Source organism: Pseudomonas sp. MPC6 (assembly GCF_006094435.1).
In the GTDB taxonomy this organism is placed as follows: Bacteria; Pseudomonadota; Gammaproteobacteria; order Pseudomonadales; family Pseudomonadaceae; genus Aquipseudomonas.
In genome coordinates, this window is sequence record NZ_CP034783.1 from 2996859 (window position 1) to 3010043 (window position 13185).

Annotated in this window: 12 protein-coding genes; 3 read left to right on the forward strand and 9 right to left on the reverse strand. The window is 60.5% G+C overall.

The genetic code is table 11. From position 1 onward, the window contains the following. Positions 1 to 152: 152 nt before the first annotated feature. The gene (locus ELQ88_RS16045; RefSeq protein ID WP_128873495.1) at positions 153 to 1025 is read right to left on the reverse strand and encodes a Ku protein; all 873 of its coding nucleotides are present in this window, start codon (positions 1023 to 1025) and stop codon (positions 153 to 155) included. 202 nt (positions 1026 to 1227) lie between these two features. Here ELQ88_RS16045 and ELQ88_RS16050 point away from each other — a divergent pair, with 202 nt between their 5' ends. The 3 genes from ELQ88_RS16050 to ELQ88_RS16060 all read left to right on the forward strand — a co-directional run bounded on the left by ELQ88_RS16050 (position 1228) and on the right by ELQ88_RS16060 (position 3469). Continuing rightward, complete coding sequence (locus ELQ88_RS16050) at positions 1228 to 1581, forward strand: hypothetical protein (RefSeq protein WP_128873494.1); 354 nt, start codon at positions 1228 to 1230, stop codon at positions 1579 to 1581. A 50-nt stretch (positions 1582 to 1631) separates the two neighbouring features. Next, a complete protein-coding gene (locus ELQ88_RS16055; protein WP_138966235.1) occupies positions 1632 to 2783 on the forward strand; it encodes a PQQ-dependent sugar dehydrogenase in 1152 nt (383 codons plus the stop codon). Between the two features lie 416 nt (positions 2784 to 3199). Next, positions 3200 to 3469, forward strand: coding sequence for a DUF1652 domain-containing protein (locus tag ELQ88_RS16060; protein WP_138966237.1), 270 nt, complete (start codon positions 3200 to 3202; stop codon positions 3467 to 3469). Between the two features lie 130 nt (positions 3470 to 3599). Here the strand turns inward: ELQ88_RS16060 and ELQ88_RS16065 are convergent, their stop codons facing one another. From ELQ88_RS16065 to ELQ88_RS16100, 8 genes are all read right to left on the reverse strand, one after another. Then, on the reverse strand, positions 3600 to 3872 hold the full coding sequence (locus ELQ88_RS16065) for a DUF2790 domain-containing protein (protein WP_138966239.1): 273 nt from the start codon (positions 3870 to 3872) through the stop codon (positions 3600 to 3602). A gap of 163 nt (positions 3873 to 4035) precedes the next feature. Next, on the reverse strand, positions 4036 to 5532 hold the full coding sequence (gene xylB / locus ELQ88_RS16070; protein ID WP_138966241.1) for a xylulokinase: 1497 nt from the start codon (positions 5530 to 5532) through the stop codon (positions 4036 to 4038). Between the two features lie 184 nt (positions 5533 to 5716). Then, positions 5717 to 7189, reverse strand: a complete 1473-nt coding sequence (locus ELQ88_RS16075; RefSeq protein ID WP_138966243.1) for a mannitol dehydrogenase family protein — start codon at positions 7187 to 7189, stop codon at positions 5717 to 5719. Between the two features lie 16 nt (positions 7190 to 7205). Continuing rightward, complete coding sequence (ugpC, locus tag ELQ88_RS16080; RefSeq protein ID WP_138966245.1) at positions 7206 to 8309, reverse strand: sn-glycerol-3-phosphate ABC transporter ATP-binding protein UgpC; 1104 nt, start codon at positions 8307 to 8309, stop codon at positions 7206 to 7208. Positions 8310 to 8705: 396 nt separating this feature from the next. Further along, positions 8706 to 9536: a carbohydrate ABC transporter permease gene (locus ELQ88_RS16085; RefSeq protein ID WP_128873487.1), complete on the reverse strand. Its 831-nt coding sequence runs from the start codon at positions 9534 to 9536 to the stop codon at positions 8706 to 8708. A gap of 10 nt (positions 9537 to 9546) precedes the next feature. After that, the gene (locus tag ELQ88_RS16090) at positions 9547 to 10473 is read right to left on the reverse strand and encodes a sugar ABC transporter permease (RefSeq protein WP_128873486.1); all 927 of its coding nucleotides are present in this window, start codon (positions 10471 to 10473) and stop codon (positions 9547 to 9549) included. 143 nt (positions 10474 to 10616) lie between these two features. Continuing rightward, positions 10617 to 11927: a sugar ABC transporter substrate-binding protein gene (locus tag ELQ88_RS16095; protein WP_138966247.1), complete on the reverse strand. Its 1311-nt coding sequence runs from the start codon at positions 11925 to 11927 to the stop codon at positions 10617 to 10619. A gap of 309 nt (positions 11928 to 12236) precedes the next feature. Continuing rightward, complete coding sequence (locus tag ELQ88_RS16100; RefSeq protein WP_138966249.1) at positions 12237 to 13142, reverse strand: AraC family transcriptional regulator; 906 nt, start codon at positions 13140 to 13142, stop codon at positions 12237 to 12239. Between the last annotated feature and the right edge of the window lie 43 nt (positions 13143 to 13185).

Consider the following 13185-nt stretch of genomic DNA (forward strand, 5'->3'; position numbering starts at 1 on the left):
TTTGCGTTGCGGTCCCTGACGCCTTCGCGAGCAAGCCCGCTCCCACATTCGAACCGGTTTCTCCAATGGAGTGCGGTCAAGTGTGGGAGCGGGCTTGCTCGCGAAGAGGCCTGCACTTCCATCGCATAACTCATGGATGCTCCTGTGTTCAATCAGCCACTGGAACGCTTTGAAGGTTTTTTCGCCGGTGCCGGCTTGTCGGTCGATTTAGCTTTCGCTGCAGGTTTGGCAGCCGCCTTGCCCCCCAGACTACGCTTGAGCAACTCGGTCAAATCAATCACATCCGCGGTCTTGCGCTCCTCTTCACCCGTCGCAGTTTCCACGTCCTCGATCTTGCCTTCATGGGCCTTTTTCTCCACCAGCGCCATGATCTTGTCTTCGAAACTGTCGCGGTAGTCCTCAGGGCTCCACTCGGCACTCATGTCTTCAACCAGCCGCTTGGCCATGTCCAGCTCGCCCTTGACCAGCTTCGCATCGGTGACTTCGCTGCCCAGTTCGAGCGTATCCAGGCTGCGCACTTCAGCCGGCCAGCGCAGCATGACCAGGACCATGGCCGACTCCAGCGGCATCAGTGCGGCCAAGTGCTGGCGAGTGTGCAAGACCACGTGGGCGAGGGCGACCTTGTTGGTTTTGCTGAGGGTTTCGCGCAGCAGCGCGTAGACCTTGCCGCCGCGTTTATCGGGTGCAAGGTAGTAGGGTGTGTCGATGTTTTGCAGGGGAATCTGTTCACTGTCGACAAAGGAAAAGATGTCGATGGTTTGTGTGGACAGCGGGTGCGCCGACTTGATCTCCTCCTCACTGAGCACCACGTAGCGCCCCTTTTCGTATTGCACACCTTTAACGATGTGCTCTTTGGTGACCTCCTTGCCGGTGACCTTGTTGATGCGCTTATAGCCGACCGGCTCCATGCTCCGGCTGTCGAGCCAGTCGAAATCCACCCCTTGGGAAGACGTCGCCGAGACCAGCGCGACAGGGATATGCACCAGCCCGAAACTGATTGCGCCTTTCCAGATTGCTCGTGGCATCGTCGTCTTCTCCCAAGTGATGATCAGGTGACCCGTGGCCTGGAGCAAAAGTTTCAGCCGCTTTGAGCCGCATTTCGAGGGCGGATCAGCGGTACGGTCAAAGGGTGTTACATCTGCCTGGGAGGTTTTGATTAACAAATGCGAACCCCGGGCGTAGCGTGCTATCGAAGACTCTATCCACGCTTACGTCGAGAGGCTCCCGATGAACCGATTAACGCTTGGCATCACTGCGTTGGCGTTGAGTGGCGTGCTGAGCAATCCGGCCCAGGCCGATCCGGCGCCATCCTCACCGTTGCTGCTGGCGCAGAGCCCGACGGGCAATTCAAGCAATCCATACAACAGCCCGATTCGCCGGGCCAACCCCAACAGCATGCAGGGCACCCAACCCGGAGCTCCTGGCATTCGCGGACCGAACACCGTACCGGTTCCGCGACCACCGACCCTGGACAACGGCGGGATTGGCAACCGCTATCCCCAGGACCGCCCCGCTGCGCCTAGCCAACCGATATTCATACCCAATCCGCCTCATCGAGACACAGGCACCAGCAACCGTTGAACGGCAAGACGCAAGTCTGCCAGCCATCCTGACGACAAAAGGAATCGTGCATGTTGCGTAGAACCCTCCTGGCCACACTCTGTGCCAGCACCTTGATCACTGCGACCGCACCGACCTATGCCGCGCCCGTTCAAGAACTGAAAAGTGAACAGGGCACCCTCGAAGTGACCCCGATCGTCGAGGGCCTGGAGCACCCGTGGGCCCTGGCGTTCCTGCCCGATCGCCAGGGCATTCTGGTAACCGAACGCCCTGGCAACCTGCGAGTGGTCAGCACTGACGGCAAGCTCTCGGCCCCGCTCGACGGCGTGCCGACAGTCTGGGCCAAGGGCCAGGGCGGCTTGCTGGATGTGGCGTTGTCGCCCGACTTCAAGCAAGACCGCACGGTCTATCTGTCTTATGCCGAAGGGGGCGGCAAGGGCGACAAGGCCGGGACCGCGGTCGGCCGCGGACAATTGTCGCAAGACCTGAAGTCAATCAGGAACTTCAAGGTGATCTTCCGCCAGGAGCCCAAACTGTCGGTCGGCAACCACTTTGGGTCGCGCCTGGTGTTCGACCGCGACGGTTATCTGTTCATCACCCTCGGTGAGAACAACGACCGGCCGACGGCCCAGGACCTCGACAAACTGCAGGGCAAGGTCGTGCGGATCTATCCCGACGGCAAGGTCCCGGACGACAACCCCTTTGTCGGTCAGACCGGCGTGCGCCCGGAGATCTGGTCTTATGGCCAGCGCAATCCACAAGGTGCGGCGCTCAACCCCTGGACCGGCGTCCTCTGGGAAAACGAGCACGGCCCCCGGGGCGGCGACGAGATCAACGTTATCGAGCGTGGCAAGAACTATGGCTGGCCGCTGGCAACCCACGGCATCAACTATTCCGGCCAGCCGATTCCGGAAGCCACGGGCAAGACCGCCGAAGGCACCGTCGCGCCACACCATGTCTGGGAAAAATCCCCTGGCCTGAGCGGCATGGCGTTTTACGATGCCGATCGCTTCAAGGCCTGGCAACACAATGTGTTTATCGGCGCGCTGGTCAGTCAGGAGCTGATTCGCTTGCAATTCGACGGCGACAAGGTGGTGCACGAAGAGCGGTTGATGGGTGAGCTGAACAAACGCATTCGTGATGTGCGGCAGGGACCGGACGGCTATTTGTATGTGTTGACCGATGAGGCTGACGGAGTGCTGTACAAGGTTGGCCTGAAGTAAAACATCGCCTGCCGAAGATTCAGCCCGACGGTAGTGATATAGGTCAAAGATCCCGTGATGCGGCCTTGCGTGTATGTGGAGTCGGCAGATACTGAGTCAAGGTCGTTACAATCTTGCCGCCGTGGATCATGCAAATTGCCGGGTTGAAATCGACTTTTGTTGCATTTTGCATGAAAAGGTTTGCTGTCAGTGCCCGTATATCATTGAAATTACCGATGAGCTGCACGGCGAAATTCGCGGCATGTTTTATGCTGTAGCTGGCCTTGAGCTGACCGGCTTTTCATTTGAGTCAGTGGCTACACCGGAAAACAGTCAGATGAGGACTTGATAAAGCCTGCAAGAAACATGAGCGGGGAATTTAGTACTGATCGACGTGGATGTTTGATTGGCATTCTCACATTAAGGAGAGGGTCGTAATGTTTCTTTCTGCCTTGGAACTTCGAAACATCATTGAAAGCAGTTTTCTTCCGAAACGTTGTCAATGTACGTTGTCGCCGGACCTGTCGATGACTATAAAAGTGTATTCCGATCGTAAAACCGATCACCTCGATCTGATGGTGACCGGAATCAACGCCAAACATCTCAATGGCTGCAGGGAAATCAATGACCTGATTGCCGAATTGCGTGTGGACATGCAAAACAGAGCCGAAGTCCAGACTCTGCATCCGGACAGGAAAGCGCTTTAACCCCACGGTTTCAAGGCTCGCGCCGGTCTGGCGGAAAGCCAGGCCCGGCGCCAGCTCTATCATCAGCATGCAATATGCCAGGACCGGCATGGCGCTCGAGCCATTTGCCGGTGCACTGCGTACTGCCTGGTCAGCTTTGCATGCTGCAAGCGTCGGACAGTTTTCGATAAGTGATCTGAGCCGTTTGGCCTGACGTGTCGATGTACTTCATTTCAGCGGTAATGACTTCGCAATACAGGGTCGAGGGCTCGGTCAGCGAGATGACCTTGGCCACGTGCAATGGCATTCCATAGTGATATGCAGGGACTTGGACCTGGGTCGAGGACGTTTCGTCGGCCAGAGCAAGACCGGCAAAGGCGGTGCAGGCGAGGGCGGCTGTCGACAACAATGTGCGCGTGTTCATGAACGATCTCCAGTGCAGGCGAAAAGTCAGCTCGACATAAGGTCGAACCTGCCGCACTGGGCGTCAGAGAGATCTGAGGGCGTGCGGTCCAGTAAAGCTTTGGACCGCAGCGTTAAGAGATGGTTAAGCCGGCTGAACGCCGCCTGTCGGCAGTTCCTTCTCTTCAAAGGATGGCGACCTGCTGTCGATAGCGTTCATACGCCTGCTGGCAGGCTGCCACATTGTCGGCTATCGGCAGGGTTTCGCTGGCCGGATCGAGCTTTACGCAGCGCTTGCACAAATCCGCCAGGCTGTGTTCATGGCCGTTTGCCCAGGACTTGCACCACGCCGCCTGAATCGCTGCGCCGAGCGCCGCGGCTTCGCTTTGCCCGGTGCAGATCACGGGGGTGTTCATGATGTCCGCGACCAGCTGCCGCCACACCGTGCTTTTCGAGCCGCCGCCGATCAGGCAGATGCTGCGGCTTTGCAGGCCATCGCGGCGCAACAGGTCCAGCCCATAACGCAAACCGAAGGTCGTGCCCTCGACCACGGCGCGACACAGGTTGGCCTGCGTCAGGTTGGTCATGGTCAGCCCCAGCAGGCTGCCCGTGGCATGGGGCAGGGCAGGCACCCGTTCACCATTGAGAAACGGCAGCATGCACACGCCTTCGGCACCGATCGGCGCTTGCGCGACGAGCTCGTTGAAGCGCGGGATATCCAGCTCGAACAACTCGCGAATCACCCCGGTGGCATTGGTCAGGTTCATGGTGCAGATCAGCGGCAGCCAGCCACCGCTGGATGAACAGAAGGTCGCGACCGAGGCGTCCGGACTGACATTCGGCTGGTCGGCATAGGCGTAGACCGTTCCCGAGGAACCGAGGCTCATGGTGATTGCACCGGGCTTGATGTTACCGGTGCCGATGGCGCCCATCATGTTGTCGCCACCGCCGCTGGACACCAGGGCCTGCGGGTTGATGCCCAGGTGTTCGGCGATGCCCGGCAGGAGGGTGCCAACGGCCTGGTGGGCGTCGATCAGCTCCGGCAACGCGGCTTGCAGGCGGCCGGTGGGGTCGATGTCGCGCAGCAGCTGCAAGTCCCACTGACGGGTGCGAACGTTGAAATAGCCGGTGCCCGAGGCATCGCCATACTCACTGCAACTGCGGCCGGTGAGCCAGAAGTTGAGGTAGTCGTGGGGCAGCAGGATGTGGGCGATGCGGGAAAACGTTGGCGGGTGCTGTTCTTTGGTCCAGAGCAGCTTGGATACGGTATAGCCCGGCGCGATGACGACGCCGAGGCGTTCCAGCGAGCCGCTTTCGCCGCCCAGGTGGGCCAGCAGGCGGTCGTTCTGCGCGCTGGATTCGGTGTCGCACCAGAGTTTGGCCGGGCGCAGTACCTGGCCCTGATCGTCGACCAGGACCAGGCCGTGTTGTTGACCGGAGACGCCGATGCCAAGGATGTCCTGGCCGTCGACATTGGCCGCGATCAGCGCTTGGCGAGTGGCGCAAGCGAATGCTTCCAGCCATTGCGACGTGTCCTGCTCGCGCCGGCCATTGGCGCCACTGATCAGGCTGTGGGGAGCCGCACCCTGGCCGAGGACCTCGCCGCTGATGGCGTCGAGGATCAGGGCCTTGGTGCCTTGGGTGCCGCAGTCGATGCCGAGGAAAAGTTGTTGGTTTGCCATGGAGGATCCTTGGATCGTCAGGTCGATGTCAGTCAACATTCAACGTATAGGGTGCCTGTCAGTCCGCCTTCGCGGGCAAGCCCGCTCCCACAGGGACCCGCGTCGTCCACAAATATGTATTCCACCGCGGACCAGTGTGGGAGCGGGCTTGCCCGCGAAGACGGCAGCAGATTCACCACGGTACTTACGCCAGCACCCGCTCCAGGGTTCGCGTCACCCCAACCTCGCGCAAGCTGTTGCAGCACCATTCGAACGCCGCCACAAATTCGGGCGAGCGGGGAATCTGCGTACCAAAGATCTCCTCGACCTCCAACAACCGCTGGGTGATCAACACATCATCGGCCACCAACGCCTGACAAAACGCCGCGCGCGGATCCGGAATCGAGTACGTATCGCCCTGCTCATTCACCCCCTTCAAGTACAAGGCCCAGGCTGCCACCACCAACGCCGCACGCTTCGTCTCGCGGCCCTCGGCAATCAAGCGATTGATCGTCGGCACGGTGAACTTGGGAAACTTCGACGAACCGTCCGAGCACACGCGCTCCAACTGGTCGGCAATCGCCTGGTTGGAGAAGCGTGCGACCAGGGTGTTCTTGTAGTCGGTCAGGTCTATCCCCGGCACGGGCGACAACTGTGGCGTCACGTCCAGATCCATGTAAGCGCGCACGTACCGGACAAACAGCGGATCGTTCATGGTCTCGTGAACGAAGCGGTATCCCTTCAGGAATCCCAGATACGTCAGGGCCAGGTGGCTGCCGTTGAGCAGCTTGATCTTCATGTCTTCGTAAGGCGTGACGTCGTCGGTAAACTGCACGCCGACCTGTTCCCAGGCCGGGCGCCCGTTGACGAACTTGTCTTCCAGCACCCATTGCGCAAAGGGTTCGCAGACCACTGGCCAGGCATCGTCGACGGCATGCCTGGCGGCCAGTTGCAGGCGATGTTCAGCGCTGGTCATCGGCGTGATGCGGTCGACCATGGCGTTGGGGAAACTGACGTTGCTATCGATCCAGTCGCGCAGTTCGGCATCGCGCAGGGCCGCAAACGCCAGGAGCGCCTTGCGGGTGACCGTGCCGTTGTGCGGCAGGTTATCGCAGGACATCAAGGTGAATGCCGGCGTGCCGGCGGCACGGCGTTTGACCAGGGCGGCGCAAAGAAAGCCGAACACGGTTTGCGGTGCGTCCGGATGGGCCAGGTCATGTTGGATCTGCGGCAAATGGGCCATGAATTCGCCGTTGCTGTCGTCGATGCAGTAGCCGCCTTCGGTGATGGTCAGCGAGACAATCCGAATCTCGGGGTTCGCCAGTTTGTCGATCAGCGCCTGGGCGCCGTCTTCGGCCAGCAGCATGTCGCGGATGGCGCCGATCACCCGGACTTCGGTGTCGTCGGAGTCGCCCAACTCAAGCAGGGTGAACAGGTAATCCTGCGCCTTCAGGTCATCCCGGGCACGACGGTCTTCGGCGCGCAGGCCGACGCCGCAAATGGCCCAGTCCAGATCCTTGCCGGTGTTCATCAAGGCGTCGGTGTAATACGCCTGATGCGCGCGGTGGAAACCGCCGACGCCGATGTGCGCGATGCCCTGGCGGGTGTCGCTCAGGGTGTAGGCGGGCAGGATCACTTCGGGGGCGAGGTGGTGCAGATTCTGGTTATTCAGTTTCATCACAGGCTCTCTGAATTCAGGCGGCAACGCGCAACGGACGGGTCAGCGCTACGCCGTCGGCATCGAACAAATGGCAGTGTTCGGCATCCAGGTGCAGGCTCAGGGTTTCGCCGTAACGGCTGGTCAGGTCACCGCGCACGCGCATGGTCAGGGCTTCGCCGGACGCCGTTACCACGTGGCAGAACGTGTCGCTGCCCAGGCGCTCGCTGACGTCGGCGGTGACCTGCAACGTGCAGTCGCCGGTTTGTGCCAGCTCCAGGTGTTCCGGGCGGATGCCCAGGGTAACGGCGCCGCCGACGCTCAGGTTGGCGCCGCTCAATGGCAGGTTGATACGGGTGCCGGCGTCCAGCAGCACTTCGCAGCTCTGACGGTCGACGCCGGTGACCTTGCCCTTGAGGAAGCCCATCTTCGGCGTGCCGAGGAAGCCGGCGACAAACAGGTTGGCCGGTTGGTGATAGAGCTCCAGCGGTGAGCCGACCTGTTCGACCTTGCCGCCGTTGAGCACCACCACCTTGTCGGCCAGGGTCATGGCTTCGACCTGGTCGTGGGTCACGTAGATCATGGTCGCTTGCAGTTCCTTGTGCAGCCGCGACAGTTCCAGGCGCATCTGCACCCGCAGGGCGGCGTCGAGGTTGGACAGCGGTTCGTCGAACAGGAAGATTTTCGGGTTGCGCACGATCGCCCGGCCGATGGCCACGCGCTGGCGCTGGCCGCCGGAGAGTTGCTTGGGCTTGCGCTCCAGCATCGGCCCGAGTTCGAGGATGCGCGCGGCGTCGTTGACCTTTTTCTCGACGTCGGCTTTGGGCACGCCGGCCAGGTCGAGGGCAAACGACATGTTTTTGCGCACGCTCATGTGCGGGTACAGGGCGTAGGTCTGGAACACCATCGCCAGGTCGCGCTTGGCCGGGCTGACTTCGGTGATGTCGCGGCCATCGAGTTCGATGGTGCCGCCGCTGACTTCTTCCAGGCCGGCGATCAGTCGCAGCAGGGTGGACTTGCCGCACCCCGAGGGGCCGACGAAGACCACGAATTCCTTGTCGCGCACTTCCAGGTCGATGCCCTTGATGATGGAAAAGCCTTCGAAGCCTTTTTGCAGGTTTTTGATTTTCAGGTTGGCCATGGTGATGGGTCTCCGATTGTTGTTATTCAACTTGTGCCGGGCGCGCTTTTCGTAGGAGCTGGCTTGCCAGCGAAGGCGGCCGAAAGATCGATGCAAAATTTGCGGGCCTCTTCGCTTTTCGTAGGAGCTGGCTTGCCAGCGAAGGCGGCCGAAAGATCGATGCAAAATTTGCGGGCCTCTTCGCTTTTTGTAGGAGCTGGCTTGCCAGCGAAGGCGGCTGAAAGATCGATGCAAAATTTGCGGGCCTCTTCGCTTTTTGTAGGAGCTGGCTTGCCAGCGAAGGCGGCTGAAAGATCGATGCAAAATTTGCGGGCCTCTTCGCTGGCAAGCCAGCTCCTACAGGGGATCGCGTTGGGTCAACCATCCATGTGTGAGATCGCGTTGGGCCGACGATCTTCATTTCACCGCGCCAAACGACAGGCCGCGGACCAGTTGTTTCTGGCTGATCCAGCCGAAGATCAGGATCGGTGCGCAGGCCAGGGTCGAGACTGCCGACAACTTCGCCCAGAACAGCCCTTCGGGGCTGGAGTACGAGGCGATCAGCGCCGTCAGCGGTGCGGCCTGGGACGAGGTCAGGTTCAGCGACCAGAAGGCTTCGTTCCAGCACAGGATCAGCGACAGCAGCACCGTGGAGGCCAGGCCGCCCTTGGCGATCGGCAGCAGCACCCGCACCATCTCTTGCCACAGGGTCGCGCCGTCCAGTCGCGCGGCTTCGAGGATGTCCTTGGGGATGTCCTTGAAGTAGGTGTAAATCATCCAGACCACGATCGGCAGGTTGATCAGGGTGTAGATCACGATCAGCGCGATGCGCGTATCGAGCAGGCCAAAACTCTTGGCCAGCAGGTAGATCGGCATCAGCACGCCCACCGGCGGCAGCATCTTGGTCGAGAGCATCCACAGCAGCGTGCCCTTGGTGCGCTGGGTTTCGTAGAACGCCATGGAGTAGGCGGCCGGCACCGCGATCAGCAGGCACAGGGCGGTGGCGCTGAACGAGATCACCACCGAGTTCCAGGCGAAGCTGAAGTAGTCGCTGCGCTCGTTGATGTGCAGGTAGTTCTCCAGGGTCGGGGTGAAGATGAACTGCGGCGGCGTGGCGAACGCATCGATTTCGCTCTTGAAGCTGGTCAGCACCATCCAGAAGATCGGGAAGAAAATCAGGATCGCGATGGCCCAGGCCAGGGTGCCCAGCAGCAGGCTTTGCAGACGACGGGATTGTTGAAGGGTCATGGCAATGGCCTCAGGCTTTGTCGGTCAGGTTTTTGCCGATCATCCGCACCAGGACGATGGCCGCGATGTTGGCGATCAGCACCGCGATCAGGCCGCCGGCGGAGGCCATGCCGACGTCGAACTGCACCAGCGCCTGGTTGTAGATCAGGTAGGCGAGGTTGGTCGAGGCGTAGCCGGGGCCGCCATTGGTGGTGGTGAAGATTTCGGCGAACACCGAGAGCAGGAAGATGGTTTCGATCATCACCACCACCGCGATCGGGCGGGCCAGGTGCGGCAGGGTCAGGTGCCAGAAAATCGCGATCGGACCGGCCCCATCGAGGCGCGCGGCTTCCTTCTGCTCCTGGTCGAGGGACTGCATGGCGGTCATCAGGATCAGGATCGCAAAGGGCAGCCATTGCCACGACACAATGATGATGATCGACAGCAGCGGGTAATGCGCCAGCCAGTCCACCGGCTGCGCGCCGAACAGTTTCCAGACGTAGGCGAGAATCCCCGACACCGGGTGGAAGATCAGGTTCTTCCAGATCAGCGCACCGACGGTGGGCATGATGAAGAACGGCGAGATCAGCAGCACCCGCACGATGCCGCGGCCGAGAAACTCGCTGGCCTCCAGCAAGGCACTGATCAACACGCCGAACACCACGCTGATCAGCAGCACGCTGCCCACCAGCAACAGGGTGTTGGTGGCGCCGGGCATGAACCCGGAATCGCTGAGGAAGTAGCTGAAGTTTTCCAGGCCGACGAACTGGTTTTCACCGGGGTAGAGCAGGTTGTAGCGGATCAGCGAAAAATACACGGTCATGCCCAGCGGCACGATCATCCACAGCAGCAACAGCGCCACCGAGGGGCTGACCAGGAACCAGCCGGGGTTGGCCAAGCGGCTTTTACGCACGGGTTGGGGGAGGTCGATATGAGCTTTGGCAGTTGAAGTATTCATGGCGATAACACCGATTAATGCAGACCTGTGAAGATCAAACTGTGGGAGCGAGCTTGCTCGCGAAAGCGGTATTGCAGTCGCTGAAGATGCTTCGGATGTACCGGCCTCATCGCGAGCCAGCTCGCTCCTACAAGGGGGCGGGGTTATCTGGGATAACCGGCGCGCTTCATTTCACGTTCGGTGGTTGACTGGGCGGCGGTCAGGGCCTGGTCGACCGTGGTCTGGCCGATCAGCGCCGCGGAGAACAATTTGCCGACCTGGGTGCCCACCGCCTGGAATTCAGGAATGGTCACCAACTGAATGCCGATGTACGGCACCGGTTTGGCGCTCGGCTTGCTCGGGTCCGCCGCTTTCAGCGATTCCAGGGTTACCCTGGCGAATGGCGCAGCCTGCAGATAGGCCTCGCTGTAGGTCGAGGCCCGGGTGCCTGGCGGCACGTTGGCGATGCCGTCTTTTTCCGCGACCAACGCCCCGTACTCCTTGGAAGTGGCCCAGGCGCTGAAGGTTTTTGCGGCGTCCTTGGCCTTGGAGCTGGTGGGAATCGCCAGCGCCCAGGAGTACAACCAGGCCGAGCCCTTGTCGGTGGTTTCGTGCGGTGCGTAGGTGAAGCCGACCTGTTCGCTGACCTTGCTCTGGCTCTTGTCGGTGACGAAGGAGCCGGCCACGCTGGCATCGACCCAGATTGCGCACTTGCCGCTGTTGAACAGCGCCAGGTTTTCGTTGAAACCGTTACTCGAAGCACCCGGCGGGCCGGATTTCTTCATGGTGTCGACGTAGAAATTCAGCGCGTTCTTCCATTCCGGACCGGTGAATTCCGGCTTCCACTGCTCATCGAACCAGCGTGCACCATAAGCATTGGCGACGGTGCTGATGAGCGCCATGTTCTCGCCCCAGCCGGCCTTGCCGCGCAGGCAGATGCCGTACTGTTCCTTGTCCTTGTTGGTGAGCTTGCTGGCGAACTCGCCGATCTGGGTCCAGGTCGGGCGTTCGGGCATGGTCAACCCGGCGTCCTTGAACAGGTCGGTGCGGTAATAGGTGATGGAGCTTTCTGCGTAGAACGGCAGGGCATAAAGCGTGCCCTTGACCGACAGGCCTTCGCGCACCGAAGGGAATACATCGTCGAGGGCGTAGCTGGCCGGCAAGTCCTTCATTGGCTCCAGCCAACCCTTGGCGCCCCAGAGGGCCGCTTCGTACATGCCGATGGTCAGCACGTCGAACTGGCCACCCTGGGTGGCGATGTCTGTGGTCAGGCGCTGGCGCAGGACGTTTTCTTCCAGTACCACCCAATTGAGCTTGATGTCTGGATGCTCGGCCTCGAAGGTTTTCGAGAGCTTTTGCATGCGGATCATGTCGCTGTTGTTGACGGTGGCGATGGTCAGGATCTGGGCGCCGAGGCTGACGCTGCTGAGGGTCATGCAGGTGAGGGCTAGCAGAGCTTTTACAGAAGGTTGCATCGTGCACTCCTTTTCTGCACCCGGCGGGTTGCAGAAGGACAGTTATTGTTTTTGTGTCTTCCTGGGGCGGGAAGAATGTGCGCTGATTACAGCCTTCAATTGATGGCGTGACAAATCATCCGTCGCACTTGGATTGATACTATTTTGCACTAGAGTCGAGGGGGAGAGGTGCTGGGGGCGGCTTTGCGGCGGTTGAATAGCATTGGATTTGTACAGGTTTCGAGGGCCCCTTCGCTGGCAAGCCAGCGCCTACTGGGGAATGCGATCCCCTGTAGGCGCTGCCGGAGGCGGCGATCTTTTGATCTTTCTTTACCCCAGATTCTGCTCGGTCAACCGCTGCACCGCCAACTTGCGGTAATGCGACGGTGTCATGCCTTTGAGCTGCTGAAACCGTCGATTGAAATTGGAAATATTGTTGAACCCCGACTCGAAACACACATCGGTCACCGGTTTGTCACCGTCGGCCAATAGCTCGCAGGATTTGCTGATGCGCAGGCGATTGACGAATTCGATGAAGCAACGCCCGGTGGCTTGTTTGAACACCCGGCTGAAGTAGGTCGGCTTCATGCCCAGGTGCTCGGCCACTTCCTCCAGCGACAGATCCCGGGCGTAGTGGGCGAAGATGTAATCCACCGCCCGGTTGGTGCGATCGATGTTGTGTTCGTCGGCCAACTGCGGCGTCGTGGCGCCGGAGAGCGTTTGGTAATCGTCGCAGGCCGCCAGCAGCTCCAGCAGAATGAAAAAGTGCCCGAGCCGGGTCACGCCCTTCGTGTCGGCGATACGCTGCATCAGGCCCATCGCCTGGCGGATGGTGCGTTTGCAGCGGAATTCGATGCCGTACTGCGCACGCTCCAGCAGCGGTGCCAGGCTCTTGAGCTCGGCGAACACCAGATGGCCGCTGTCGAACAATTCATCGGTAAAGTTGACCAGCATGTCGCGCTTGGGCACGACTTCGTCTTCGGCGACCTGGCTGATCCAGTTGTGGGGCAGGTTGGGGCCGGTGAGGAACAGCGATTCCGGATAGAAGTTGCCGATATAGTCGCCGATGAACACCTTGCCGGAGCTGGCGACGATCAGGTGCAGTTCGTATTCCTTGTGAAAATGCCAACGCACCAGCGGGCAGGGGAAGCCATGCTGGCGATAGATGATGGACAACCCGTTGTGGTCGTCCATCAGCTCGTAGGAAGGGTCGGTAACTCTGGCAGTCCGGGTCATGTCAGCGTGCTTTGGTTGTTATCGCCCGCTGATCATGCCTCGT